Annotated in this window: 25 protein-coding genes and 1 other RNA gene; 5 read left to right on the top strand and 21 right to left on the bottom strand. The window is 74.0% G+C overall.

The window, feature by feature from the left end; genetic code table 11:
* Positions 1–2: 2 nt before the first annotated feature.
* Together ACI79Q_RS03425 and ACI79Q_RS03420 are read right to left on the bottom strand one after the other, a co-directional pair.
* The gene (locus ACI79Q_RS03425) at positions 3–1163 is read right to left on the bottom strand and encodes a glycerophosphodiester phosphodiesterase (RefSeq protein WP_456587388.1); all 1161 of its coding nucleotides are present in this window, start codon (positions 1161–1163) and stop codon (positions 3–5) included.
* A gap of 134 nt (positions 1164–1297) precedes the next feature.
* Positions 1298–2149 (bottom strand): patatin-like phospholipase family protein, encoded by an 852-nt coding sequence (locus tag ACI79Q_RS03420; protein ID WP_456614160.1) that lies wholly within the window; start codon positions 2147–2149, stop codon positions 1298–1300.
* Between the two features lie 83 nt (positions 2150–2232).
* Here ACI79Q_RS03420 and ACI79Q_RS03415 point away from each other — a divergent pair, with 83 nt between their 5' ends.
* The 3 genes from ACI79Q_RS03415 (at position 2233) to ACI79Q_RS03405 (ending at position 7200) form a co-directional block, all read left to right on the top strand.
* Positions 2233–3975, top strand: coding sequence for a class I adenylate-forming enzyme family protein (locus ACI79Q_RS03415; protein ID WP_456612803.1), 1743 nt, complete (start codon positions 2233–2235; stop codon positions 3973–3975).
* Positions 3976–4050: 75 nt separating this feature from the next.
* Positions 4051–5109 (top strand): potassium channel family protein, encoded by a 1059-nt coding sequence (locus ACI79Q_RS03410; RefSeq protein WP_456587385.1) that lies wholly within the window; start codon positions 4051–4053, stop codon positions 5107–5109.
* A gap of 339 nt (positions 5110–5448) precedes the next feature.
* Positions 5449–7200, top strand: coding sequence for a DUF2207 domain-containing protein (locus ACI79Q_RS03405; protein ID WP_456614159.1), 1752 nt, complete (start codon positions 5449–5451; stop codon positions 7198–7200).
* Between the two features lie 81 nt (positions 7201–7281).
* Here the strand turns inward: ACI79Q_RS03405 and ssrA are convergent.
* The 13 genes from ssrA to prfB form a co-directional block, all read right to left on the bottom strand.
* Positions 7282–7657: a transfer-messenger RNA gene (gene ssrA / locus ACI79Q_RS03400) on the bottom strand.
* A gap of 117 nt (positions 7658–7774) precedes the next feature.
* Positions 7775–8971 (bottom strand): CorA family divalent cation transporter, encoded by a 1197-nt coding sequence (locus tag ACI79Q_RS03395; RefSeq protein ID WP_456587383.1) that lies wholly within the window; start codon positions 8969–8971, stop codon positions 7775–7777.
* A 215-nt stretch (positions 8972–9186) separates the two neighbouring features.
* Complete coding sequence (locus tag ACI79Q_RS03390) at positions 9187–10836, bottom strand: SLC13 family permease (RefSeq protein ID WP_456587382.1); 1650 nt, start codon at positions 10834–10836, stop codon at positions 9187–9189.
* Positions 10837–10948: 112 nt separating this feature from the next.
* Entirely contained in the window at positions 10949–11830 is an 882-nt protein-coding gene (locus ACI79Q_RS03385) for an SCO6745 family protein (protein WP_456587381.1), read from the bottom strand.
* 9 nt (positions 11831–11839) lie between these two features.
* On the bottom strand, positions 11840–12838 hold the full coding sequence (locus ACI79Q_RS03380; RefSeq protein ID WP_456614158.1) for a GNAT family N-acetyltransferase: 999 nt from the start codon (positions 12836–12838) through the stop codon (positions 11840–11842).
* Positions 12839–12849: 11 nt separating this feature from the next.
* On the bottom strand, positions 12850–13266 hold the full coding sequence (locus ACI79Q_RS03375) for a VOC family protein (RefSeq protein WP_456614157.1): 417 nt from the start codon (positions 13264–13266) through the stop codon (positions 12850–12852).
* Positions 13263–14159, bottom strand: a complete 897-nt coding sequence (locus tag ACI79Q_RS03370) for an amidohydrolase family protein (protein WP_456587378.1) — start codon at positions 14157–14159, stop codon at positions 13263–13265. The genes ACI79Q_RS03375 and ACI79Q_RS03370 overlap by 4 nt, the downstream gene beginning before the upstream one ends.
* Complete coding sequence (locus ACI79Q_RS03365; RefSeq protein ID WP_456596825.1) at positions 14156–15079, bottom strand: NADP-dependent oxidoreductase; 924 nt, start codon at positions 15077–15079, stop codon at positions 14156–14158. Before ACI79Q_RS03365 ends, ACI79Q_RS03370 begins: the two co-directional genes overlap by 4 nt.
* Positions 15080–15102: 23 nt before the next feature.
* Complete coding sequence (locus tag ACI79Q_RS03360) at positions 15103–15594, bottom strand: hypothetical protein (protein WP_456598893.1); 492 nt, start codon at positions 15592–15594, stop codon at positions 15103–15105.
* Between the two features lie 71 nt (positions 15595–15665).
* Positions 15666–16142: an SsrA-binding protein SmpB gene (smpB, locus tag ACI79Q_RS03355; RefSeq protein WP_456587375.1), complete on the bottom strand. Its 477-nt coding sequence runs from the start codon at positions 16140–16142 to the stop codon at positions 15666–15668.
* A gap of 119 nt (positions 16143–16261) precedes the next feature.
* Positions 16262–17146, bottom strand: a complete 885-nt coding sequence (ftsX, locus tag ACI79Q_RS03350) for a permease-like cell division protein FtsX (RefSeq protein ID WP_456587374.1) — start codon at positions 17144–17146, stop codon at positions 16262–16264.
* A gap of 87 nt (positions 17147–17233) precedes the next feature.
* Positions 17234–17923, bottom strand: coding sequence for a cell division ATP-binding protein FtsE (ftsE, locus tag ACI79Q_RS03345; protein WP_456587373.1), 690 nt, complete (start codon positions 17921–17923; stop codon positions 17234–17236).
* A 236-nt stretch (positions 17924–18159) separates the two neighbouring features.
* Positions 18160–19275 (bottom strand): peptide chain release factor 2, encoded by a 1116-nt coding sequence (gene prfB, locus ACI79Q_RS03340; RefSeq protein ID WP_456587372.1) that lies wholly within the window; start codon positions 19273–19275, stop codon positions 18160–18162.
* Between the two features lie 46 nt (positions 19276–19321).
* Between prfB and ACI79Q_RS03335 the strand changes: the two genes are divergently transcribed.
* Positions 19322–19612: a DUF6343 family protein gene (locus tag ACI79Q_RS03335; protein ID WP_456614156.1), complete on the top strand. Its 291-nt coding sequence runs from the start codon at positions 19322–19324 to the stop codon at positions 19610–19612.
* A gap of 6 nt (positions 19613–19618) precedes the next feature.
* Here the strand turns inward: ACI79Q_RS03335 and ACI79Q_RS03330 are convergent, their stop codons facing one another.
* Positions 19619–21436, bottom strand: coding sequence for a putative bifunctional diguanylate cyclase/phosphodiesterase (locus ACI79Q_RS03330; RefSeq protein ID WP_456614155.1), 1818 nt, complete (start codon positions 21434–21436; stop codon positions 19619–19621).
* A 116-nt stretch (positions 21437–21552) separates the two neighbouring features.
* Entirely contained in the window at positions 21553–21882 is a 330-nt protein-coding gene (cutA, locus tag ACI79Q_RS03325; RefSeq protein WP_456596830.1) for a divalent-cation tolerance protein CutA, read from the bottom strand.
* A gap of 69 nt (positions 21883–21951) precedes the next feature.
* Here cutA and ACI79Q_RS03320 point away from each other — a divergent pair, with 69 nt between their 5' ends.
* Positions 21952–22188: a hypothetical protein gene (locus ACI79Q_RS03320; protein WP_456587368.1), complete on the top strand. Its 237-nt coding sequence runs from the start codon at positions 21952–21954 to the stop codon at positions 22186–22188.
* Positions 22189–22328: 140 nt separating this feature from the next.
* Here ACI79Q_RS03320 and ACI79Q_RS03315 read toward each other — a convergent pair whose 3' ends face one another.
* The 4 genes from ACI79Q_RS03315 to ACI79Q_RS03300 all read right to left on the bottom strand — a co-directional run bounded on the left by ACI79Q_RS03315 (position 22329) and on the right by ACI79Q_RS03300 (position 26289).
* The gene (locus ACI79Q_RS03315; RefSeq protein ID WP_456612810.1) at positions 22329–22556 is read right to left on the bottom strand and encodes a hypothetical protein; all 228 of its coding nucleotides are present in this window, start codon (positions 22554–22556) and stop codon (positions 22329–22331) included.
* Positions 22557–22739: 183 nt separating this feature from the next.
* Complete coding sequence (locus tag ACI79Q_RS03310; protein ID WP_456614154.1) at positions 22740–25265, bottom strand: FtsX-like permease family protein; 2526 nt, start codon at positions 25263–25265, stop codon at positions 22740–22742.
* Positions 25262–26023 (bottom strand): ABC transporter ATP-binding protein, encoded by a 762-nt coding sequence (locus ACI79Q_RS03305; protein WP_456614153.1) that lies wholly within the window; start codon positions 26021–26023, stop codon positions 25262–25264. Before ACI79Q_RS03305 ends, ACI79Q_RS03310 begins: the two co-directional genes overlap by 4 nt.
* Positions 26020–26289 carry a hypothetical protein gene (locus tag ACI79Q_RS03300; protein WP_456614152.1) on the bottom strand — a complete coding sequence of 90 codons (270 nt, stop codon included), beginning with the start codon at positions 26287–26289 and terminating at the stop codon, positions 26020–26022. Before ACI79Q_RS03300 ends, ACI79Q_RS03305 begins: the two co-directional genes overlap by 4 nt.
* Positions 26290–26413 lie beyond the last annotated feature (124 nt).

The raw sequence follows: 26413 nt of genomic DNA, 5'->3' as shown, positions 1-26413 counted from the left end.
GCTCAGGCCGCGGGGGCCTCGCCGGTCACGAACAGCTCGCGGGAGACGACGCCGGTGTCCGGGTTGTCGGTGAACATCCCGTCGATGCCGGCCTCCCAGAAGGCGGTCTGCTCCTCCAGCGCCCGGCCGTAGTCGTCGGGCGCGACGCCGTCGCGCAGCGCCGGGGGCAGGAAGACGTTCTCGTTGCGGAACGTGTACGGGTGCACCAGCAGGCCGGCCTGGTGCGCGTCGTCGACCAGCGCGGTCGGGGTGCCGAGCGTGCCGTCGGGGTTGCGCGGGATGACCAGGTTCTTGTCCGGGCCCACGCCCTCGGCGTACTCGGCGATCTCCTGCAGCCCCTCGGCGGTCGTGAGGTCGGCGTAGGTGCGCGGGTCACCGGCGACGGTGAGGTCGTAGGGCTGCCCGGAACCCGACAGCAGCTGCACCAGCGGCACCCGCACCCCCTGCTCCTCCAGCTCGCGCAGGTTCGTCGTCTCGAAGGACTGGATGAACACCGGCGAGTGGTGCTTGTGCACCCGCGCCTCGCGCAGGTCGGCCATCAGCGGCTCCTCGAGGGAGAGGCCGATGGAGTCGAAGTAGGTGGGGTGCTTGGTCTCGACGTAGACGCCGATCTCGCGGCGCAGCTCCTTCGTGAGCCGCGCCCGCAGCTCGAGCACCTCGTCGAGGGTCGGCACCTGGTAGAGGCCGTCGTAGAGGGTGTTCTCCTCACGCACCTCGGGCAGCCGCTCGACAGCCCGGAGGGTGCGCAGCTCGGCGAGGGTGAAGTCCTCGGTGAACCAGCCGGTGAGCTCCACCCCGTCGATGACCTTGGTCGTGCGGCGGTCGGCGAACTCCGGCCGGCTCGCGACGTCCGTGGTCCCGGAGATCTCGTTCTCGTGGCGGGCGACGAGGACACCGTCCTTGGTGCTCACCACGTCGGGCTCGATGTAGTCGGCACCCATGCGGGCGGCGAGCTCGTAGGCCGCGAGGGTGTGCTCCGGCCGGTAGCCCGAGGCGCCGCGGTGACCCACGACGAGCAGGTCGTCGGCGAGGGCGGTGGCGGGCTCGGGGGCCGGCGGCTTCGGCGCGGCGGTCGCGGGGACGGCCGCCGGGACGGCGAGGGACAGGGGGACGGCGACCGCGACGGCGGCGACCGTGGCACGCAGGCGGCGTACTCGGGACATCGGGGCTCCCGCGGGCTCGGACGGCGACCGTCGCCGTCGGCTCCGCGAGGTGATCCCAGCGAGGCCAGGTGCCCGGAGGCGGTCCCGCGCCACAACTCCGGGTGACGAGCTGGTGGCGTGCCCGTGTCGCCGGCTCAGCCGGCCCAGACCTCGCCGACGCGCGCCACGACGGTCGCGGCCTGCGCCCGGCCGGCCCGCGCTGCGGGCTCCCGCGCGGCGGGGTCGAGGACGTTGCGGCCGATCGCCGCGCGGGCGGCCTCGTCCGGCGAGACGACAGCGACCCGCGCCACCATGCCGGTGACCTGCGCGTCGACGCTGGCCATCGGGCCGACGCCGCGCGGGATGGGGGCGAGCACGACCAGCCGGTCGTATCCCTGCACCAGGTCGGCATTGGCGGCCGAGCGCATGCCGCCGTCGACGTACCGGCGATCGCCGATGGTCACCGGCGGGTAGACGCCGGGCACCGCGCAGCTCGCGGCCACGGCCTGCACCAGCGGGACGCCGGACTTCCGGTCGAAGGTGCGGAACTCGCCGGTGGCGGCGTCCACCGCGGTGACGACGAGCTCGCGGTCCGGCCAGTCGCGGGAGACCAGCCGCGAACCGATGACGTCCAGCCGCTCCTGCTCGGTCGGCGTCGCCCCGGCGGCCTCCGCCGCGAGCGCCAGGGTGCCGACCCGGCGGCGGAACTCCACGTCGCGGCCGCGGCTGGCGACCATCGCCCAGCCGTAGCGGAGCAGGTTGCCGCGGGTCATCCGGGCCACCCTCTCCTGCACCGGGGGCTCCAGCTGCCGGGCGTACATCTCCTCCAGCGGAGCCCCGCTGGTGATCTGGGCGCCGACGACGGAGCCCGCCGAGGTGCCGACGACGAGATCGGCGCCGGTGAGGTCGATCCCTGCCTCGGCCAGCCCGGCGAGCACGCCGATCTCCCAGGCGATGCCGGTGATGCCCCCGCCGCCGAGAACGAGGGCGGTGCGCTGGTCGCTCATGCGACTCATCCTCACAGACCCCTCGACATGCGCTGTGAGCTGGGCCACCCTGTGGCTCTGATCATCCCGACGAGAGGAAACGCATGACGACCGTGCAGCCCGCCCCGACACCCACCGCGGCCAGCTGGCCGCCCGGGCTGCCTCGGTCCCTGGACTACCCGGCGGTGCCGGTGGGGTCCATCCTGCGGGCCGCGGTACGCCGGTGGGGTGACCGGACGGCGTTCGTCGACCACGACGTGCCGCTGACCTTCACCGAGTTGGGAGCTCGCGCGCACGCGGTCGCCGGCTGGCTGGCCGACCACGGGATCGGCCGGGGTGACGTCGTCGCCGTCCACATCCCCAACTGCCGGCAGTACCCGTCGCTCTACTACGGGATCCTGCTGTCCGGCGCGACCTTCTCCCCCACCAACCCGCTGCTCCCGGCTGCCGACCTCGCCGCCCAGCTCAGCGACGCCGGCGCGACCGTGCTGGTGACCTGGGACCAGGTGCTGCCCTTCGTCCGCGGCGCGCTCGCCCAGACCCCGGTGCGGACCGTCGTCGTCACCGGCGAGGCCCACGTCCTGGACTTCGCCGCACGGCTGGACGGCCTCGAGGACAGCGACGTCGACCTCGCCGACCTGCTGGCCGGCGACCCCACCGACCGGCACCTGGACGCCGACCTCGACGTCGCGACCGACCTCGCGCACCTGGCCTACACCGGCGGGACGACGGGCGTCAGCAAGGGCGTGGAGCTGCCGCACCGCAACGTCGTCACCAACGTGCTGCAGTCCAGCTGCTGGACCTCCGGCGCCGTTCCCCTGCTCGACGAGCAGGGCGACGTGACGCTGGAGCAGGTGCTCGGCCCCGACGAGTACCCCACCCGCCTGGGCGAGGCGCGGATCATCAACCTCACGCCGTGGTTCCACGCCATGGGTGCGATCGGCTACCTCAACGGCATGGTCATGGGCGGCACGATGACCGTCATCCACATGCGCTTCGACCCGGTGAAGTACGTCGAGGACATGATCAGGTACGAGGTCACCACGATCGGCGGCGCGCCGCCGGTCTTCGTGGCCCTGCTCCAGGTGCCCGGCTTCACCGAGGCGGACCTGTCGCACGTCCGCGGCATCAGCAGCGGCGCCGCGCCGCTGCCGGTCTCGCTCATCGAGCGGATGCAGGCGCTGATGCCCAACGCCACGATCGGCGAGGGCTACGGCCTCACCGAGGTCACGATGATGGCCACCGGCAACCCGACGTTCCGCTCCGGCACCCGCAAGCCGGGCACGGTCGGGGTGCCGATCTTCGACACCGAGATCACCATCCGCCCGATCGGTGGCGGCGACCCGCTGCCGACCGGTGAGCGGGGCGAGGTCTGCATCCGCGGCCCGCAGGTGATGCGCGGGTACGCGCACCGCCCCGAGGCCACGGCCGACGCGATCGACGCCGACGGCTGGTTCCACTCCGGGGACGTGGGCATCCTCGACGGCGACGGCTACCTCTCGATCGTCGACCGCACCAAGGACATGCTGCTCTACAAGGGCTACAACGTGTTCCCCCGCGAGCTGGAGGAGATCCTGTTCGGGGTGCCCGGCGTGGCCGGCGCGGCGGTGGTCGGCCGCCCCGACGACGAGGTCGGGGAGCTGCCGGTGGCGTACGTCGTGCGCAAGGACGACGCGGACGGCGCCGCGCTGACCGCCGAGTCGGTCATGGCCGCCGTCAACGACAAGGTGACCCCGTACAAGCGGCTGCGCGACGTGCGCTTCATCGACGCGATCCCGGTCTCGGCGGCCGGCAAGGTGCTCAAGCGGGAGCTCGCCGCTCGCGAGCGCGAGGCCGTCGGCGGGTGAGCCGACGCGCGCCGCCGCACCCCGAACGGGTGCGGCGGCGCGCATCCGCGGTCCGCGCTCACTATCGTCCGCGGCGTGGACGAGCAGCGGAACGGTCTGGAGACCGAGCACACCGGTGTGCGCATCGCGCACGTCGAGCAGTCCCCCGTCCGGCAGGTCGGGCGCCGGGTGCTCATCGCGGCCGCCGTGCTGCTCGTCGTCGTCCTCATCGTCTACATCGACCGGGACGGCTACGCCGACAGCCGCGGCGACGAGATCTCGGTGCTCGACGCGTTCTACTACGCGACGGTCAGCCTCTCCACCACCGGCTACGGCGACATCACGCCGGTCACCGACGAGGCGCGCCTGATCAACGTCCTGCTGATCACGCCGCTGCGGATCATGTTCCTGATCGTCCTCATCGGAACGACCCTCGAGGCGCTGACCGCGCGCTCCCGGGAGGAGTTCCGCATCCACCGCTGGAGGTCCCGCGTGCGCCAGCACGTCATCGTGTGCGGCTACGGCACCAAGGGCCGCAGCGCCATCCGCTCCCTGCAGGCCAGCGGTACACCGCTGGAGAAGATCGTCGTGGTCGACCCCGAGCCCCGGGCGATCGACGAGGCCAACGCGGTGGGGCTCACCGGCATCGTCGGCGACGCCGGCCGCACCGAGGTGCTCCGCCGGGCGGCCGTCGAACGCGCCCGGTCGGTGATCGTGGCGGCGAACCGGGACGACGCGTCGGTGCTCATCACCCTGACCGTCCGCCAGCTCAACCCGAGCGTGCCGATCACCACCAGTGTCCGCGAGGAGGAGAACGCCAACCTCCTGCGGCAGTCCGGTGCCGACACGGTCATCACCACGTCGGCGACGTCCGGCCGGCTGCTGGGTCTCTCCACCGACGCCCCCCGGGTGGTCGCGGTGGTCGAGGACCTCGTCACCGGGGGCCAGGGCCTGGACCTGCACCAGCGGACGGTCACCACCGACGAGGTGGGGCTGGGGCCACGCCAGCTGCGCGACATCGTGCTCTCGGTGACCCGCGGCGGCCGCACGCTGCGCTTCGACGACCCGCTGATCGGCACGCTGCAGCCGGAGGACGTGCTCGTCGTGGTGAAGGCGCACGACCCGGGGAGGGCCATGCGTCCGCCGACGCAGTAACTCTTCGCCGTCCTCCGGACGACACCGCGACCAATTGCCGTTCCCGGCTACGACGAGCGAGTCCGCCGTCCCTACGCGGACCCCTCCGGGGTCCACTCGGCACGACCCGGCCGCGCAGCCCCACCTGTGACCGCCGCGCCCAGCTGATCGGCTCGTCGTCGGAGGCCGCCGGCACGGTCGGCCACCCGATCGTGACTACGGCGTCGTGCTGACCAGCGCCCACTCCTGCGCCCGGTGAAGCCCCGATCGCGGGCGCGGTCCTGTGTCGGACCCGCGCGGACAGGCATCATCACCCCGACGCCGGGGACCCCCTCCGGGATCACGCATGAGGAGGAGACCGTGCCGAGCCCTCGACGGACCGACCGTGTCCGCCGGAGACGGCGGATCGACCTGCTGGTCTGCGTGCTCCTGGCCGTCGCGGTGGGCGTGCTGACGAGCGTCGTCGCCCTCGCCGGCGGTGGCGAGCGGGTGCGCCTGCTGTGGGTCGCGGCGACGGTCGCGGAGGACGGCAGCGCCCGGATCACCGAGGTGATCGACTACGACTTCGGCGGGGAGGAACGGCGCGGGATCCTCCGCCAGGTCCCGGGCCTGGACCCCGCTGAGCCGGTCGAGGCGACGTCGCCGGACGCCCCCGGCGACGTGACCGTCAGCGCGGACGGCGAGATCCGCGTCGGCGACCCCGACCGGACGGTGACCGGACGGCACCGGTACGTCCTCGGGTACACGCTGGACGGCGTCGTCTCCGGCGACCGCCTGGCCTGGGATGCCGTGGGCACCGGCTGGGACGTCCCCATCGACGAGGTCCAGGTGCACGTGAGCGCACCGGCCGAGCTGGCGGGGAGCCGCTGCGCCGCGGGCGAGGGGGGATCCACCGATCCCTGCGACGTCGAGCAGGCCGGGCCCGGCCTGCTCTCGGCCCGGTTGGACTCCCTGGACGCCGGGGAGGGCGTCACGGTCTCCGCCACGACGGGCGCCGCCCTCGACGGCGCCCCGGCGCTGCCCGCACCACCGGCGACCGCGCCTCCGGCGGGCGGCACGGGGCCGCTGCTGCCCGGAGCCGTCGCCGGCCTCGCCACGCTGCTCGCGGCCGCTGGCGCGCTGGCCGTGATCAGGCGCGCCGGCCGGGAGCGGGTGCCGGCGGTCGGCATCCCGGTAACCTCCGCGCCCGTTGAGGACGCGCGGATCGACCTGGCCACGCTCGCCGACCACGCCGTCCCCTCGCCCTCCCTGCCCGGCAGCCTGCCCCCCGCGCACGGCGGCGTGCTGCTGGCCGGCTCCGTCACCCCGGCACACAAGACGGCCTGGCTCATCGACCAGGCCGTGGCCGGCACCATCGACCTGGAGTCACCGGACGGGCAGCCCGAGGAGGTCGTCCTGGTGCGGCGGCAGCCGGGCGACGGGGAGGTCCGCCGGCTGCTGGACCTGCTGTTCCGCGACCGGGACCGGCTCCCGCTCGGCGAGTACGACGAGGGCTTCGCCGCGGGCTGGGCGGAGCTCGGCACGCATCTCGACACGTGGCAGAGCACCAGCGGCCTGTGGGACGGCGACGCCGACCGCCGCGCCGGCCGGCTTCGGCTGCTCGGCGGCCTGGGCGCCGTCGTCGGCGTCGCCGGGGCCCTGTTCGCCGGCTACCTGTCGATCCAGGACGTCGGGCTGCCGCTCGCGCTGGCGGCAATCGGTGGCGCACTGGCCGGGGCGGGCGCGGCCACCGCGGTCGCCGGGTGGGAGTTGCGGGTGCTCACGCCGGCCGGCTCCGCGGCGTGGCTGCAGGTCGAGTCGCTGCGGCGGTTCCTCGCCGCGTCCCCGCCGACGGCGCTCGACGAGGCGATCGCCTCCGGTCAGCTCGGCCGCTACACCGCCTGGGCCGTCTCGCTGGGTGAGGCGGAGCGGTGGTCGCAGCTCGCCTCGTCCGTCGACGTCCCGGCCCGCTCGGGCCAGGACGCCCGGTACCTGCACTACGCGGCCTTCGGGCCGGTCCTCCTCGCCGGCTGCAGCACGGCCGGCACCGCGCCGTCGTCGTCCACCTCCGGCGGGAACGTCGGCGGGAGCGTCGGGGGCGGCGCCGGTGGAGGTGGCGGCGGCTCCTGGTGACCTGGTGGTCGCCGCTGCCCCGCCACGCAGACACACGTTGGGCCCGGTCGGATGACCGGGCCCAACGTGGTGGAGCTTCAGGGGTGGAGGTGGCGGGAATCGAACCCGCGTCCTTCGACGCATATCCAGGGCTTCTCCGAGCGCAGTTCGCTACTGCCTCTGCTTGACCCCATCGATCTCGCGAACAAGTCGATGTGACGGGCCCAGTCGCTGTGAGGTGTCCCATGAACGCCCGCGACCGGCGCTCATGGTGAGTCATCTAGCTGATGCCAGGATCCGGGCCGATGACGAACCCGGGCTGACAGACTCACTCCTGCTGCTTAGGCAGCGAGAGCGAAGTCGCGCTGACTGGAGTCGGCGCTTGTGTGTTTTGCAACGCATGGTTAACGAGCTCATCGTTGCCTTCCTCGGCTCGCTTCCCCTGGACACCCGACCGAAGTCGAGACCAATCACCCCCTGTGTAGTTGTGCAGTCAGGGTAACGGCCCGGTCCAGCCGGTTGTTCCCCCCACACCGCGGCCCCGTCCAGAGGCTCGTCGCGAGCTCGCGAGGGACGAGGAGGACGGGGTCCTCTTTCAGATCCAGTCGCGCCGCTTGAACACCAGGTACAGCGTGAGGCTGACCCCGAACATCAGCAGCAGCGCGAACGGGTAGCCCCACACCTCGTCGAGCTCGGGCATGTGGTCGAAGTTCATGCCGTAGACGCCGCCCACCAGACTCGGGGCGAACAGGATGGCCGCCCAGGCGGAGATCTTCTTGACCTCCTCGCCCTGCGCGATGCTCGTCTCGGTGAGCTCGCGGATCTCCTCGTTCTGCCGCTGCGCCACCAGGGTGGCGTTCACGGTGAGGATGTCGCGCAGCTGCAGGCGGAAGCCCTCCACCCGCTCGTTCACCTGCACCACGTGGTCGGCGACGTCGCGCAGGTAGCTGCGCAGCTCCTCGTCCACGCCGTACTTGTCGAAACCGGCGGTGATCGCGGCGATGATGCCGGTCAGGGGCTGCGCCGCGCGCTGGAACTCCAGCACCTCCTGCGACAGCTCGTAGATGCGCCGCGAGACCCCGGGGTCGCCGCCGAACACCTGGGTCTCGATCTCGTCGATGTCGTTGGCCAGGCCCTCGACCACCGGCCCGTACCCGTCGACGACCGCGTCGAGGGCCGCGTACAGCACCGCCTCGCTGCCCTTGGCCAGCAGCGCGGGATCGCTCTCCAGCCGGCGGCGCACCCGGGCCAGGTCGGGGGACTCGCTGTGCCGCACCGTGATCGCGAAGTCGGGCCCGAGGAACAGGTGCAGCTCCCCGAACTCCACCTCCTCCAGCGCGTCGACGTACCGCGCCGCCTTGAGCACGACGAACAGCGTGCTGCCGTAGCGCTCGAACTTCGGCCGCTGGTGGGCCTTGATCGCGTCCTCGACGGCGAGCTCGGGCAGGTCGAACAGCTCGGCCAGCGCGCCGAGCTCCCCGGGCTCCGGCCGGTAGAGCCCCAGCCAGGCCAGCCGGTCCTCGCCGAGCGCGAGCTCCTCCCGGCTCTCGGCAGGTGAGTCGGGCGTGGCCACGCGCCGGCCGTCGGAGTAGACGGCGTTGTCGACGATCCGCGACGGTTCGGACACCAGGGCCGACACCGACGTCGCCCCCGTAGCCGGCGGGGCCGGCTGCCGGACGGGCGGGAAGAGCTCGAGCCGCGGACGGCGGGCGAGGGTGGACAGTGCGGTCAGCGGCGCACGGCGACGCTCGGCCATGACGGACTCCCGGGGCGAGGGGACGGCGGTGGGCACCGGTGCGGTCCTCGCGACCTCCCAGCGGGGAGGGGCGCCTCAGCGGGCGGGGAGGACCTGGGGACCGGTACTGGGAGGCTCACTTCGCACGGCGTCCCCCTCCCGGCTCCGGGCTGCTCGCGCCCCCGATCTCGGCCGTCGTCCATCCTCCCACGCGGGCACGGGAGCGCGGACCGTGTCCTCGCCCACACGGGTGAACCGGGTGGCCGCGCCGGTCAGCCGACGGCGCCCAGGACCAGGTCGACCAGCAGCGGGAGCAGCAGCACGATGAGGATCGCGCCGAGGACGTCGAAGGAGATGCCCGACCGGATCATCTTGGTGATCGGCACGACGCCGGAGCCGTACACGATCGCGTTCTGCGGCGTGGAGACCGGGAGCATGAAGCCGAAGGAGGCCGCGAAGGTCGCCGCCAGCGCCGGGACGAACGGGTTGATCCCCGCGGCCACGGCCACCGGGATGATGATCGGGACGACGACGGCGGCCGACGCCGTGTTCGACGTCGTCTCGCTGATGATGATCGCCAGGATCACCGCGAACACGGTGATCGCCAGCGTGCTGGTCAGGCCGAGCCCGTCGGCCGACGCCTGGCCGATCGTCTCCGCCAGGCCGGTGTCGGCCAGCAGCGAGCCGAAGATGATCCCGGTGCCGAACAGCAGGATCGTGCCCCAGTCGATGGTGGCCGCGTCGCTCCAGTTGAGGGTGAACTCCCGGCGCTTCCAGTCGGTGGGCAGCAGGAACAGGAGCGAGGCCCCGAGGACGGCGACGATGCCCTCGTCGAGCCGGTCGCCGAGCGTCGCGTACAGCTCCGACTCGGTGCCCGCGGTCAGCGCGATGACGCCGGGGAAGATCCACAGCGCCACGGTGACGCCGAAGGCGATCAGGGTGTTGCGCTCGGCGCCGGAGAAGGGGCCGAGCTCGGCCCGCTCCTTCTGGACGTACTCGTGCACGCCCTCGATCCGCTTGATCTCCGGCTTGTTGATCAGCAGCAGCACGACCGTGAGCGCGACGAACATCAGCGCGCAGATCGGCAGCGCCATGAGCATCCAGTCGAGGAAGCCGATCCGCTCCCCGGTCGCCTCCTCGATCAGCCCGCGGCCGATCAGGTTGGGCGGGCTGCCGACCGGGGTGAGCAGGCCCCCGACGCCCGCGCCGTAGGCCAGCATCAGCATCAGGGCGACGCCGACGCGCAGCCGGAGCGGGTCGAAGTCCGGCTTCACCAGCTCCTTGTCCTGCAGCAGCTTGGCGATCACCGACAGGATGCCGATCGCCGTGGGCAGCAGCATCGCGACGGTGGCGGTGTTGGACACGAACGCCGACAGCACCGCGGTGATGAACCCGAAGGCGATCACGACCCGGGCGGTCGAGGCACCGACCCACGTCAGCGACAGGATGAACATCGCGAAGCGCCGGGCCACCCCGTGCTTGAGCATGGCCGCGGCGAGGATGAACGCGCCGATGAAGGTGAACACCGTCGTCGAGCCGAACGGCGCCAGCGCGTCGTCGGCCGGCACCACCCCGAGCACGGCGATCGCGGCGACGCCGATGAGGCCACCGATGGGGATGGGCACCGGCTCGGTGATCCACAGGACGATGACCCCGAGCAGGATCGCGGCGAGCAGGTGCTGGTCGCGCGGCAGGTCGAGCGGGACCAGCGCGAAGACCAGGGTGACCAGCGGCGCGAGGAACAGACCGACGGTGCGCCGGCCCTTCTCGAACCGTTCCTCGGCCGGGCTGAGCTGCTGCTCCCCCAGGCTGCGGTACGTGGCGCTGCCGCGGAAGGCGGCGTCGACGTCGGTGCGCTGCGCCGCCCCCCGGCCGTGGGCGGCCGCCTGGACCGCGCCCTGCGATCGCTCGGTCGACGTCATGACGCCCCCCTCAGGCCGGCTCCGGCGGCACGACCTTAGGGCCGCGACCACCGCTCAGCGACCTGGAGAACGCACCGGTCCCTGAACGGTGACGCAGCAGGGCGGCGCCGGCTCAGCCGCGGCCGAAGATGCCCTGGCCGAACGCCCCGTTGGCGGTGATCACGCGCGACAGCCCCTTGCCCAGCTCGACCACGCGGGCGGTCTTCTCCGCGCCCAGCGACAGCCACGGATCGGCGGCGAGGGCGTCGGTCTGCACCTCGATGCGAGCGCGCAGCTCGGCGCCCTCCTCGGTCAGGCCGGCGTCGTCGAGGAGCCCGCGGTCGGCCAGCGCCGCGCACCCGGCCGCCCACTGCTCGTCGCTCCACCCGCGGGTCGCCTTGGCCGCGGGCACGGTGAACCCCCGGCCGGTGGCGCAGTGCGTGATCAGGGCCTCCAGCCCGGACAGCCCGGCGTGCACCAGGACGGCGACGTGCCCGTCCCCGCGGTGCTCGCGCAGCAGCGTGGCGCCGTGCCACAGCGCCAGCAGCGGCTCCTCCGGCCACGGCAGGTCGGCGTGCCCGGCGTACAGCGGCCGGCCTTCCGCGCTGAGCCCGGCGCAGGCCTCGCGGAGCAGCCCGGCCAACTCGGCCACCTCGGGGCTCCCGGCGGTCTCCTCGCCGAGCAGGCGGGTGAGGGAGGCGCGGGCGGCGTCCAGGCGGGCGGCGAGCACCTGCTCGGGCGTCGCCAGCGACCACGCGCGCGGGATCATGTGCGCCACCAGCGAGGGCGCGAAGTTGTAGAAGGTCGCCGTCACGACCCCCGCGCCGACGGCGCCCATGGCCGCGGCCCGCCCGGCGAAGTAGACCATCCGGCCCGGCCGCAGGCCGACCGCACCGAGGTGCTCGTCCTGCTCCGGGGCGAAGTACAGCTGCGAGTGCAGCGGGTCGATCGCGCGGTGGGCGCGGCCGACGAGGGCGGGATCGAAGACGGGCGCGGACTGCTCGGCGCTGACCATGGGCGCACCCTAGCCAGCCACCACCGGCGGGCGGGAGAGCGACCAGGCGGCCTTCGTGCGGACCGTCCGGAAACCGAGGCTCTCGTAGAGCCGCAGCGCGCCGGTGACGTTGTCGCTGTCGACGTCGAGGACGGCGGCCTGGCAGTCGTGCGCGGCGGCTGCCGCCAGGCTGCGGCCGATCATCGCCGCCGCCACGCCCCGCCCCCGGGCGGCGGGCAGCACGCCGATCTGGCCGAGGACCACCTCGCGGTGCCCCTTCGCCCGGGTGTCGGCCTCGTAGACGTAGCCGAGCACGTAGCCCTGCACCGCGCCGTCCTCGACGGCGAGCACCGACAGATCGGGCCGGAAGGCCCGCGCGCCGGTGAACAGGCGCTGCCACGATGCCTCGTCGCGCTCGCTGGAGCCGTGGTGCTCGGTGAACGCCGCGTTGTGCGCCCGGCGCACCTCGTCGTCGCGGTCCCACTGGAACGGGACGAGCTCGACACCCGGGACCTCCCGCGCCTCGGGGAGGTCGGTGAGCTGCCGCTCCATGGTGCGGTACCAGCGCTCCGCGGTCAGCCCGCGCCCCTGCACCAGGCGCTCCAGGGCCGGCTGGCTGCCGAGCACGCCCACCACCAGCCGCGCCGGCGCCTCGGGGTGCCGCTCGCCGTGCACCTCCGCCCCGCGGGCGAGCTGCCAGTCCAGCAGGGCGGCGCCGATCCCGCGGCCCCGCTGGTCGGGGCGCACCCGGCCGTCGAGGACGATCCGGAAGGCGTCCCGGAAGGTGGGGCTCGCGGAGACGACCGCGACGCCGGCGAGGGCGCCGTCGGCGTCGCAGACGGCGATCCCGTCCCGCCCGGGGTCGACGCCCCAGCCGGTCCACTCGTCACCGATGTCGTCGGCGTCGGGGAACTCGCCGGAGTCGTCGAGCGGTTCGGCGGCGACGAGCAGCTCGGCGACCGCCGCGGCGTCGTCGGTGCGCAGGGGGCGGGCGGTGCAGCCGTCGGGGACGGCGGGGAGCGCGGGCACGAGGGCCGAGGCTAGGCAGTCGCCCCGGCGCGGCGCGAGCCGATTTGCCGGAGCCGCACGAACAGGCAGAACGGGTGGCCGGCCGGATCGGTGAAGACGCGGACGTCCTCCTCCGCGTCGGTGTGCCCGCCGACCCGGCGCGCACCGGCCTGCTCCGCCACCGCGGTGAAGGCGTCGAGGTCGTCGACCTGGAAGTCCAGGTGCTGCTGCATCTGCTGGGCGCCCGGCTGCGGTGGCCACACGGGCGGTACGTGGTCGTCCTCCCGCTGGAAGGACAGCCCCGGGCCGCCGTCCTCGGGCCGCAGCGTGGCCCACTGCGGATCGTCGTCGCGGATCGGCCAGCCGAGCAGGCGCTGGTAGAAGCGGGCCAGCCCCTGCGGGTCCGGGGTGCCGAGGACGGTCGCCGTCAGGCGGATGCTCGGGGTCACGCCTCGATCCTGAACAGCCGGGCCCCGTTGTGCCACAGGACGGCGCGCAGCCACTCCTCCCCCAGGTCCAGCCGGTGCAGCGCAGCCAGCTGGTGGGCGTAGGGATACGGGATGGACGGGAAGTCGCTGCCGAGGAGCACCTTGTCCCGCAGCGCGGCCAGCCGCGGGAGGTCCGCCAGGTCGAAGGGCATCAGCCGCTGGGTGAAGTCCGTGGCGAACATCGTGGTGTCCAGGTGGACCCGCTCGTAGCGCTCGGCCAGGTCGAGGAACTCCCGGTACTCCGGCATGCCCAGGTGAGCGATCACCAGCTGGAGCCGCGGGAACCGCTCGAGCAACCCCTGCATCGGCACCGGGCCGGTGTGCTCGCCGGCCAGCGGGCCCGAGCCGCAGTGGATGACCACCGGGGTGCCGGTCTCCTCCAGCCGCGCCCAGACGTCGTCGAGCAGCCGGTCCCGCGGGTCGAAGGCGCCGACCTGCACGTGCACCTTGAAGATCCGCGCGCCGCGGTCGAGGGCGGTGGCGACGTAGCCGTCGACGCCCGCCTCGGGGAAGAACGTCGCCGACTGCAGCACCTGCGGGCGTTCCGCGGCGAACTCGGCCGACCACTCGTTGAGCCAGGCGGCCATGCCGGGCTTGTGCGGGTACGGCAGCGTCGGGAAGGCGCGCACCCCGAGCCGCGCCAGGACGGCGAGCCGCTCCTCCTCGGGCAGCCGGTAGGCCACCGGCCAATCGGCCCCGTAGTGGGTGCCTGCGGCCTCGAAGTACTGCCACACCTTCGCCTGCACCCGCTCGGGCAGGACGTGCACGTGCACGTCGACCAGCCCGGGCAGACCCAGCTCTCGCCAGTACCGCGGGACGTCGGCGTCGTCCGCCGGGGGCTGGACGGTGCTCACGGGACCGTGACGACGACCTTGCCGCGCACGTGCCCGCCGGCGACGAGCTCGTGGGCCTGGGCCGTCTGCTCCAGCGGGAACGCCTTCGCGACCGCCACCCGCAGCTGACCGGCGTCGGCCATGCGGGCCAGCTCCTCCAGGTCGTGCCGCTCCGGGCGGACGAAGACGTAGCGCCCACCCATGTCGTTGACCGAGGGGTCCACGACGCTGGCGATGCGGGCGACGTCGCGCACCTGCTGCGGCGCGTCGGCCAGCGTGTCCCCGCCGTTGAGGTCGAGCACGGCGTCCACCTTGTCGGTGAGCTGCTCGCTGATCGGGCCCGCCGAGTAGTCGAGCACCTCGGCGGCGCCGGCCTCGCGGAGGAAGCCGTGGTTGCGGGGGCTCGCGGTGCCGATGACGTGCGCGCCGAGCGCGACGGCGATCTGCACGGCGAAGAAGCCGACCCCACCGGCGGCCCGGTGCACCAGCACGCGGTCGCCCTCGCCGACGCGGAGCGCCTCGGTGAGCGCCTGGTAGGCGGTCAGGCCGGCCAGCGGCACGCCGCCGGCCTCGGTGAACGACAGGGACTCGGGCTTGTGCGCCAGGCAGCGCTGCGGTGCGGGGACGAGCTCGGCCGCCGTCCCCCACTGGACGTCGTCGCGCCGCAGATAGCCGAACACCTCGTCACCGGGCTTGAAGTCGACGATCGCGGGGCCGACGGCCTCGACGACCCCGGCGAGGTCCCAGCCCGGGACGATCGGGAAGTTGTGCGGGAAGAAGGCGGACAGGCCGCCTTCGCGGATGCCGATGTCGACCGGGTTGACGCCCGCGGCCCGGGTGCGCACCAGCACCGTGTCCGGGCCGACCGGCGGCTCGGGGAGGTCGTCCCGCAGCTGCAGGACGTCCACGCCCCCGAACCGGTCGTACGCGATGCCTCTCATGCGCTCACCGTATGCGCGCCCTGTCAGCGTCGCCGCCCGCCCGTCCCGGGACGCCGTCCACCGGCCGGCCACTCGACCACCCACTGCTCCCCGACCGGCAGCGCGGCCCACCGGCGGGCCGCCTCCCGCACGGCCCGGACGGCGGCCTCGACCCGGTCACGCGGGAGACCCGCGGCCGCGACGTGGGCAGGCAGCACCTCCTCGCCCCGGGCCAGCCGGCCGACGACGTCCGCGACGGTCTCCGCACGCTGCACGGCCTCGGTCCGCTCCCGCTTCAGCCGGTCGGACCGCTCGGCGGAATGCGGCGGCCGGCGGCCGGACACGTGCCGCATGCTGCCCCACACCACGCCGTCGGCGACGCAGCCCCAGACGCCGTCGTGCAGCGGCAGCGCCGTCTCGACGACGGCGTGCACCAGGTCGTGCGGCAGGTCGGCTCCGCCCCCGGCACCCCGCATGGCGAACACGACGCCGTCGTCCCGCTCGACCAGGGTCTCGACCGGCCGACGGTCTGCCATCCGCTGGAAGGTCATCCGCACGGCCCGAGTGTTCCGGGCCGCTCAACCGGTTTTCCGGCGACGCCCGTTCGTCAGCGACGGCCCTTCACGTAGCGGCCGAACGCCTTCTGGATCTCCCGGCGCGAGTCGCGCTCGGCGAGGTCGTGCCGCTTGTCGTAGGACTTCTTGCCCTTGGCGAGCGCGAGGGTGGCCTTGACCTTGCCGTCCTTGAAGTACAGGTCCAGCGGCACCAACGTCAGGCCGCCCTCGCGGGTCTTGCCCATCAGCTTGTCGATCTCCTCGCGGTGCATGAGCACCTTGCGCTTGCGGCGCGGGGCGTGGTTGGTCCAGGTGCCCTGCACGTACTCGGGGATGTGCACGTGCTGCAGCCACACCTCGCCGTCGTCGATCGAGGCGAACCCGTCGACGAGCGAGGCACGGCCGGCCCGCAGGCTCTTCACCTCGGTGCCGGTGAGCACCAGGCCCACCTCGTAGGTGTCGAGGATCGAGTAGTCGTGCCGCGCCTTCTTGTTCTGGGCGATCAGCTTGCGCCCGGTCTCACGCGGCATGGGACCAGGTTACCGCCGCCGCCGATCGTGCCCCGGAGACGCCGAGATCCCGCGATCTCCTCCGCCCCGGGCCCGGGGACGGGTGAGATCGCGGGATCTCGGCGAGAGGGCAGCGCCGGCTACATCCGGACGTACAGCCGCAGGGTGACGAAGGCGGCGATGGCGGCCAGCGCGACGCCGACGCCGGTGACGACCACGCTGTTGGTGATGATCGCGCTCCACTCGACCTGGGGGATGATGCCGGCCCGGATCGGACCGGAGAGGGTCCGGTCGATGAAGAGCACCTTGGTCACGATCAGCCCGCCGGCGGCGAGGAGCCCACCGATGAGGCCGGCGATCGCCGCCTCGAGGATGAACGGCAGCTGGGTGTACCAGCGGGAGGCGCCGACCAGCCGCATGATGTTGGTCTCGTTGCGCCGGTTGAACGCCGCGAGCTGGATGGTGTTGGAGATCAGCAGCAGCGCCGCCAGCGCCTGCACGACCGCGACGGCGATCGTCGCGTTGCGGGCGCCGTTGAGCAGGCTGAACAGCCGGTCGAGGAACTCGCCCTCGTCCCGCACCTGGTCGACGCCGGCCTCCCCGTTGGGGAACTGGGCGGCGATCACCTCGTAGCGCTCGGGGTTCACCAGCTCGACGCGGAAGCTCTCCGGCAGCGCGTCCGGCGGGGTGTTCGCCACCAGCTCCGGCTGCTGGCTGAACTGCTGCTGGAAGCGCTCGTAGGCCTCCTCGCGCGACTCGTAGATGAAGCTCCGGACCTCGTCGGAGGACTCCAGCTCGCTCTGGATCGCCTGACGCTGCTCGTCGGTGACGTCGTCGGCCAGGAAGATGGAGACCTGAACCTTGTCGTAGTAGATCTCCTTCATCTCGGAGATCATCCCGGCGATGAGCAGGCCGGTGCCCATGAGCCCGAGCGAGATGGCCGTGGTCAGGATCATCGCGACCGTCATGGTCAGGTTGCGACGGAGCCCGGTGGCCACCTCGGAGAGCACGAAGTTGACGCGCAATGGATTCCCTATCTGGATTCGTGCACGAGGCGAGACAGGTGCCTCGACGTCGTCGGCACCTGGTTGGACGACTCGCGGCGGGCGCTGCTAGCGGCCCACGCCGTACACACCGCGCGACTGGTCGCGGGTGAGGACTCCCCCGTTGAGCTCGATGACGCGGCGGCGCATCGAGTCGACGATGTGGTAGTCGTGCGTCGCCATGACCACCGTGGTGCCGGTCCGGTTGATCCGCTCGAGCAGCAGCATGATGCCCTCGCTCGTCTCCGGGTCGAGGTTTCCGGTCGGCTCGTCGGCCAGCAGCACCAGCGGCCGGTTGACGAACGCGCGGGCGATCGCGACCCGCTGCTGCTCACCACCGGAGAGCTCGCCGGGGAGCCGGTTGGCCTTCCCCTCCAGCCCGACCATCTCCAGCACCTCGGGGACGACCCGCTTGATGGTGCGGTGCGGCTTGTTGATCACCTCGAGGGCGAAGGCGACGTTCTGCGCCACCGTGCGGTTGCGCAGCAGGCGGAAGTCCTGGAAGACGCAGCCCATGGTGCGGCGGAGCTTGGGCACCTTCCACTTGCTCATGGTGTTGAGCGTCTGGCCGTTCACCACGATCGTGCCCGACGTCGGGTCCTCCTCCTTCAGCAGCAGCCGGAGGAAGGTCGACTTGCCCGAACCGGAGGACCCGATGAGGAAGACGAACTCGCCCTTGTCGATCTCCGTGGACACGTCGTCGAGCGCAGGCCGGCCGCCGGCCGGGTACAGCTTGGTGACGTGTTGCAATTCGATCACGAGGCGCCACGGTACTAGTCCTGGCCGGGTATCCGGTCCGTTCGCCACGGAACGCCCCGGACTCGTTCTCGCGGTGTGTCACCGTCGCGCGGTAACCGCCGGGTCACCCGGTCACGGACGGTTGCGTCCGGCTCCGGATCGCCCCGGAATGTGACCTCGCCGACCGCGCCGGAACGGCCGTCCTCCAGGGGCCCGCGCCGAGCGTGCGAGGCGCGTGGGGGAAGGGCGGTCCTTCTTCAGGCGGCGTCGACGGCCTCCTGCTGGCGCCGCCACCGGATGCCGGCCTCGATGAAGGCGTCGATGTCCCCGTCGAGGACGGAGGCGGTGTTGCCGGTCTCGTGCTCGGTGCGGAGGTCCTTCACCATCTGGTACGGGTGCAGGACGTAGGAGCGCATCTGGTTGCCCCAGCTGCTGCCCTCCCCCTTGAGCGCGTCCATCTCCGCCTTCTGCTCCTGCTGGCGGACGACGAGCAGCCGGGCCTGCAGCACCCGCAGCGCCGCGGCCCGGTTCTGGATCTGGGACTTCTCGTTCTGGCAGGAGACGACGATGCCGGTCGGGATGTGGGTCATCCGGACCGCGGAGTCGGTGGTGTTGACGCTCTGCCCACCCGGCCCCGAGGAGCGGAAGACGTCCACCCGGATCTCGTTCTCCGGGATCTCGACGTGGTCGGTCTGCTCGACGACGGGCAGCACCTCGACACCCGCGAACGAGGTCTGCCGGCGGCCCTGGTTGTCGAACGGGGAGATCCGCACCAGCCGGTGGGTGCCCTGCTCGACCGACAGGGTGCCGTAGGCGTAGGGCACCTTCACCGAGAAGGTGGCCGACTTGATGCCGGCCTCCTCCGCGTAGCTGATGTCGAGCACCTCGGTCGGGTACTTGTGGCGCTCGGCCCAGCGCAGGTACATGCGCATGAGCATCTCGGCGAAGTCGGCGGCGTCGACGCCCCCGGCCTCCGACCGGATCGTCACCAGCGCCTCGCGGGAGTCGTACTCGCCGGAGAGCAGGGTGCGCACCTCGAGCTCGTCGATCGCCTTGCGCAGGTTCGCCAGCTCCTGCTCCGCCTCGGCCGTGGTGGCCTCGTCGCCCTCCTCGGCGGCCATCTCGTGCAGCAGCCCGACGTCCTCCAGGCGTCCGCGCAGCTCCTCCACCCGGCGCAGGTCACCCTGCATGTAGGAGAGCTTGGAGGTGAGGGCCTGGGCGGCCTCGACGTCGTCCCAGAGGTCGGGCGCGGCGGCCTGCTGCTCGAGCTCGGCCACCTCCCGGCGCATGCGGTCGACGTCGAGGACGGCCTCGATCGACTTCAGGGTCGTGTCGAGCTCGTCCAGGACGACGGAGAAGTCAGCGGAGGCCACGTCGACCCAGGGTAGTGCGCCCCCGCCCCGGGTAGGCAGGGATGCCATGACCGATCCGAACCGACCTCGCTCGCGTGAGGACTACGCACGCGGCCTGCCCGACCACCACGACCCCACGGCCGGGTTCGCCGGGGCGCGCCCGGCCCGGTCGGCGCTCACCCTGCGGCTGGCCCTGGCGATCTTCGGCCTCGTGTTCTGCCTGCTCGCCGGTCTGGGTTGGCTGATGGTCGACGACCTGCCCACCTGGCCGGCCGTGCTGCTGTTCATCGCCGCGGCCGTCGCCGTGGTGGACATCGTGGTGATCGTGCGGCGCAAGGCGCGCGGCGAGCCGGGCTGACGGCGGTCAGCCGGAGGTCGGGGACCCGAGGCCGCGGGACAGCGCCCCGGCCCCGGTGAGCAGGGGCGCCGGCGGCGGCCCCGCGCAGTGGTCGGCCATCCAGCCGGGGATCTCCTCCGCCGGCATCGGCCGCGCGATGTGGAAGCCCTGGGCGAAGGTGCAGCCCAGCTCGGTCGCCAGGGCCAGCTGCCCGGCGGTCTCGACGCCCTCGGCGAGGGTCCGCATGCCGACCGCCTGCGCCAGCCCGACGACGGCGGCGATCGCGGCGGCGGACTCCCGGGCCCGGCCGGCCACGCCCACGACGAGGCTCCGGTCGATCTTGAGGACGCCGGCCGGGAGCGAGACGAGCTGGCCGAGCGAGGAGAACCCGCGACCGAAGTCGTCGATGGCGACCTCCACGCCGGTGACCCGCAGCGCGGCCAGCTGGGCGGCCGCCGAGTCGAAGTCGGCGGCCACGCTGGTCTCGGTGAGTTCCACGACCAGCCGCTCGGGCGGCAGCCCCGCCTCGGTGAGAGCCGTGGCGACATCGGAGCCGAGCGTGCCGGTGGCGAAGTGCTCGGCCCCGATGTTGACGCCCATGACCAGCGGTAGCCCCGCCGCGTCCCAGACGGCGGCCTGCCGGACGGCGGTGCGCAGGACCCAGCGGGTCAGCGGGACCATCAGGCCGTGCTGGACGGCCAGCGGCAGGAACTCCCCGGGCCCGAGCAGCCCGCGGTCCGGGTGCTGCCAGCGCACCAGCGCCTCGACCGCCGAGCAGTCGCCCGTCGCCAGGTGCATCACCGGCTGGTAGTGCAGCACCAGCTGCCCGTGCTCGATGGCCTCGCGCAGCTCACCGGCCAGCTGGAGCCGGTCCTGCGCGGCGCTGCGCAGGTCGGGGGTGAACATCCGGACCCCACCGCGTCCGGCGGCCTTGGCCGCGTACATGGCCAGGTCCGCGTCCCGGACCAGATCGGTCGAGCGGACTCCCCGGCGGTCATCGCGTCCGACGGCGGCGATGCCGATGCTGGCGCCCAGGGTGAGCGTGCGCCCCGCCAGCACGAACGGCTCGGCGAGGGCGGCCTGGCAGCGGGCGGCGAGGGCATCGGCCCCGTCGCTCCCGCAGTCCCGGCACACGATCACGAACTCGTCGCCACCCAGCCGGCCCACCGTGTCCTGGCTGCGGGTGGCCTCGAGCAGCCGGGTCGACAGCCGGCGCAGCAGTTCGTCGCCGACTTCGTGGCCGAGGGAGTCGTTGACCTCCTTGAAGCCGTCGACGTCGAGGAACAGCACCGCGAGGGCCGGGCGTTCGGGGTGCTCCAGCTCCCGGTCGATGAGCTCGTGCAGGTACGCGCGGTTGGGCAGCTCGGTGAGGTGGTCGTGGCGGGCCTGCCAGGACGAGGCCAGCTCGGCGCGCACACGCGCGGTGACGTCGGTGTGGGTGACGACGACGTGCCCCTGGTCGCCCACCCGGGTGGCCTGCACGTGGAACCAGAGCCGCCCGCTGCCGGCCGGGCTGGGCAGCGAACGGTCGATCGCCACCTGCGTGCGCTCGCCGGCGATCAGCTCGCGCAGCTCGGTGATGAGCTCCCGGCCGTCCGGATCATCGGCAAGCCCGACCGCCTCGGCGTAGTAGTCCGCACCTGGCCGGATCGACTGCCCGTGCTCGAGCCCGGCGGCGACCCAGGCCGAGTTGACCATCACGATCACGCCGTCCGGGTCGAGCAGCACGGTCGGGGACGGCAAGGCGTCGACCACGGCGCCGACGAGCGCGGCGTCCGAGGCACGGGACGCGGCACCCTCCCGGCCGTCGAGCGGCAGCCCGCCCTGGCTTACGCCTCGCGCCACGTCTCCTCCGCCGGTCCCGGGGCGCCCGCTGGCGCGCCGCTCGTCCCCTCCATCGGCAGCTGTGATCCCTACCGCAGCCAGCTTCCTCTGTTCTCCCCGGAAAGGGGGGGAGCCAATCAGGACGGGGAGTCGGTCTCCGCTGCGATCCACCGCAGGTAGTCGGGGTTGCCGCCGACCAGCGGGAGGGCGATGACGCACGGGACGTCGTAGGGGTGCAGCTCCCGGGTGCGCGCGACGATCCGGGGCACCAGCGCCCGGCGGGTGTGCAGGGCCACCCGGGCCTCGCTCTCGTCCTGCACCGCCCCCTCCCAGCGGTACACCGACCGGATCGGTGCGGTGTGGTGCCCGCAGGCGGCCAGCCGCTCGTCGACCAGCGTGCGGGTGTAGCCGGCCAGCCAGTCGGCGTCCGCGGCGGTGACCACGACCTCGCAGAACTCCTCGTCCATGCCGCGCATCCTCCCCGGGCGCAGGTCCCCCTGCGTGGAACCGGGGGTCGCGGGGGTAGGGGGCCGTGCATGAGCGACGAGATGACGATCCAGGTGGATGGCCAGGAGTACGTGGTGACGCCGGAGGGCGAGGGCCTGCGGGTCGGCCGCCGCGCCGAGGGAGAGGTCACCTGGCTCGAGTCGGTGGACGGCAGCCTGCTGGACGACCAGGCGCGTACCGCCCTCTCGAACGGCGACACCTCCGACGAGTCGCTGCTGCGCGCGGTGCGGGGCGTCGTGCAGGCCGAGGTCGAGCGGGGCGGCTGACCCGGGGGCGCCACGGCTGACCGACCCGACCGGTCGGGTCGGTCAGCCGCCTCGGCGGCCGCCGCCACGCCCGTGCTGCTCCCGCCACCCGCGGGCGGAGTCACGGGCGTGCTCGACCTGGTCGGCCGGCCCCCGAAAGATCACTGCAGGTGGCCGTCGCTTCCGGCCAGCATCGTGAGCACGATCATGGCGGTGAGGACGATCGTCGCCGCGACGACGACGCCGAGGGCGCACAACCAGCCGCGGCACTCCGGGCCGCGCTTCTCCGCGGGCGGGGCCGACCGCACCTCGGCGCGGCCCACGGCCGGACGCTGCCCGACCGCGGGCCGCTCCGCCGTGCGCGGACGCTGCTGCACGTCGACGCTCATGACCACTCCCTCTGCTCGGTGGTCGGGCGCCGGCGGCGCCCGGACCGGGTGCTCTCCCGGACCCGCTTCCATGCTAGTCGCGGGGGGTGGTCCCGCGAGAGGGCCGAGGGTCCCGACCGCCGGGCCGGAGGTCCCTGCCGACGAGGGCCCCGGGGACCGACCGACGTCTCCAGGGCGGTACGGCTATCCCGCGCCGGTCAGCGCTGCCGTCGGTGGCGTGCGCAGCGCCGAGCGGGCCGGCAGCCCGATGCCGGCGACCGCGATCGCGGTGACGACGACGGCCGCTGCGGGCAGCAGCCACCAGGGCCCGGCCGGCCAGGGCCGGTCGAGGAACCCAAGGCCCAGCAGCGCCAGCGGCACGGCCGAGACCAGGACCCCGGCGAGGACGGCGGCGGCCGAGATGAACCCGGCCTCCCACCGCACCATGGCTCGCAGCTGGGCCGGCGTGGTGCCGCTGAGCCGCAGGGTGGCCAGCTCCTCGCGGCGCTGGGCGGTGGCGGCGACCAGCGAGTTGGCGACGCCGAGCAGCACGTAGCCCAGCAGCACGCCGACCACCGCGAGGTTGACCCACGTCTCCGGCGGCACCGCTCGCGCCGGTCCGGCGGCGGCATCGGCCAGCACCAGGCCCGGTCGGGCCGCGACCGCCGCGGCCAGGGCCCGGTCGGCGGCGGCGCTGCCGTCGGTGCGGACCAGGAGCTGGTCGGCGAGATCGCTGGTGGTGTGCCCGGCGGCCAGGTCCGAGGAGAGGACGACGGCGCCGAGGCCGAGAGTGCCCTCGTAGACGGCCACCACCCGCGCCGTCACCTCCGCACCGTCACCGAGGGTGAGCCGCACCCGGCTGCCGACACCGGCGTCGCGGGCGCGCGCCGCCTCGGTGCCCAGCGCGACGGTGTCGCCGGTCAGCCCGGCCAGGCTGCCGGCCCGGACGTCGAGGTCGAGCACCTCGGGCGCGGCGGGGGTGAGCACCAGCGCACCCTGCGGCTCGACGGTGACCTCGCCGAGCAGGCGCTGCGACCACAGCACCGCGGTGGTGCGCACGGGGGCGGCGGCCTCGACGCCGGGGGTGGCCCGCACGGCGGTCAGCGCGTCCTCGGGGATGCCGCCGAGCGCCGGGGCGACGACCTGCGCGGTGGCCAGCGTGGCCTCCTCGGCCTCCCCGGTGACGGCGGCGGCCACCGTGGTGTGCGAGGAGGTGTAGGTCAGCGCGAGCACCACGGCCATCGCCAGCGTGGTGACCGCGCCGGCCGAACGCAGTGCGTACCCGTGCAGGTTGGCCACCGCGAGCCAGGTCGGCGCGGAGGTGCTCGCCGGGAGCCGGCGGGCCAGCCCGCCGGTGACCCGGCGCAGCAGCACCGGGCCGGCCAGCGCCAGACCGATGGCGCCGACGATGCCGGCCAGCGACGTGCCCGCCGCACCGAGCTGCGAGCGCAGCAGCAGCGGCAGCACCGCGAGCGGAAGGGCGGCCACCAGGAGCCCCAGGCCGATCCGGGTGCGCACCGCCGACGGCACCGCCGGCCCGGTGCGGCTCTCCCCGAGGGCGGCGGTGACCGGCGCCCGCGAGACCCGCCACGCCGCGCCCCGGGCCGCGATCTGGACGACCAGGAGCAGCAGCAGCGTGGCGGCCAGCGCCGGCAGCGGGCTCCACGTGAGCGGCAGCTGCTCGGGGATCAGGCCCGTACCGACCAGCAGCCGGCGGAACCGGTCGGCGAGCAGGTAACCCAGCGCGATCCCGGGGACCAGCGCGACAGCGGCGGCCAGGCCGGCCTGGGTCGCGACCAGCCTGCGCACCTGCCGCGGGGTGGTGCCGACCGCGCGCAGCAGCGCCAGCTCCCGCCGCTGGCCGGCGATCGACACCGACAGCGCGCCGGCGATGACGAACCCGACGACGAGCAGCGGCACCCCGGCCAGCGAGGAGGCCAGCGCGACGAGGAGGCTGCGGGCGGCGGCTGCCTCGGGCAGCACCAGCTCCCCCCGGTCGCCCCCGGTCGCCACCACCAGGCCGGCGTCGGCGACCTGCGCGCGCACGGCGTCGGCGACCCGGTCCGTGGCGCCCGGCTCGACCCGCAGGCCGACGAGGTCGACGGTGCCGGTGCGCCCGGCCAGCCGTGGGGCGACGTCGTCGGCGAACAGCACGCCCGCGCCGGCCGGCCCGGCCACCGCCGTCACCCGGTACTCCGCCGTCCGCCCCGCGGCGACGACGCGGACCGGATCGCCCGGTTCGAGGCCGGCGGCCGCGGCCACGGCCGGGTCGACGGCGACCTCGTCCGGGCCGACCGGCGGCCTGCCCCGCACCTGCCGGTCGGGCAGCAGCTGCAGCGAGCTCCAGCCGTGGCCCGCGGCGGCGGGGGCGTCGCCGCCGACCACGTCGCCGTCGGCGGTCAGCACGGCGGCCGGGAACGCGAGGTCGCCGGCGGCGGCGGTGACGCCGGGCAGACCGGCGAGCCGGCCGGCCAGGTCTGCGGGCACGCCGGCCCGCTCGGGCAGCGCGACCGGCAGCTCCCCCGACGACCGCACCGTCTGGTCGGCGGCGACGAGCACGTCGGCGGCGGCCAGCCGGCCGACCGGCAGCTCCGAGCGCAGGCCGGACTCGGCCAGCACCCCGGTGCCGGTGACGATGGCGGCCCCGCCGAGCACCGCGCAGACCACCGCGACGAGCGCGGCCAGCCGGCGGCGGGTCATCCGGACGGCGATCGCGAACACCGGGCTCACCGCCCCAGCTCGGCGAGGCGGGCGGCCAGCTCGGCGGCGGCCGGAGCCTCGTGCGTCTCGACGACCCGGCCGTCTGCCATCACCAGCGCGCGGTGGGCGCGGGCGGCGGCGGCCGGGTCGTGGGTGACCATGACGACGGTCTGGCCGAGCTCGTCGACCAGGTCGCGCAGCAGCCCGAGCACCTCGCCGGCGCTGCGCAGATCCAGCGCGCCGGTGGGCTCGTCGGCGAAGACGACGGCGGGCCGGGCCACGAGCGCCCGGGCGATCGCTGCGCGCTGCTGCTGCCCGCCGGAGAGCTCGGTCGGGCGGTGGCCGAGCCGGCCGGTCAGCCCCACCCGGTCCACCAGCGAGCGGACCCACTCGTGGTCCAGGCGCTGCCCGGCCAGCCGCAGCGGCAGGGTGACGTTGTCGGCGACGGTCAGCGCCGGTACCAGGTTGTAGGCCTGGAACACGAAGCCGATCCGGTCGCGGCGCAGCTCCGTCCGGCGGGTCTCGTCGAGCCGGCCGATCTCCGTGCCGTCGAGCAGCACGTCGCCCGCGGTGGGGGTGTCCAGGCCCGCCGCGCAGTGCAGCAGGGTGCTCTTGCCCGAGCCGGAGGGGCCCATCACCGCGAGGAAGGAGCCGCGCGGCACGGCGAGTGTGACGTCGTCGAGGGCCCGGACGCCGTTGGGGTGCACCTTGGTGACCCCGTGCAGCGCCACGGCGGGCTCCTGGGGCGCGGCCGGGCCGGTGCCCGGCCGGCGCAGGGCGGCGGTCATCGCCGGCGGACGTGCAGGGTGATCAGCGCGGCGACGCAGCCGGCGGTGACCACTCCGGAGACGATGCTGGCCACCAGGGGCAGCACGCCGAACGACGCGAGCGCGTTGACGGCGACGCTGAGGGCCAGCAGCAGCCACAGCGCGGTCCGCAGGCGCCCGCCGTCCCCGGCGGGCCGGTACGGCGGGGTGCCGTACCGGGGCGGGATGGGGTGGCCGTCGGGAGCGGGGGACGGCGAGGTGTCGTCGAGGCGGTAGGGGTCGGGCACGACGGGCTCCTGGAGGTGGCGGGATAGGTACGTGTTCGATCCTCGGGACGGCGCGGCGGCCTGCCGATCCCCTGACCTGCCCGTTCGAGGTACAGCAGGCTGTACTCCTGCGGCCCGGGTGCTG

Source organism: Blastococcus sp. SYSU DS0828 (assembly GCF_054050975.1).
Note: the sequence above shows the minus strand (reverse complement) of the source record. Positions and strands in the feature narration are given on the sequence as shown.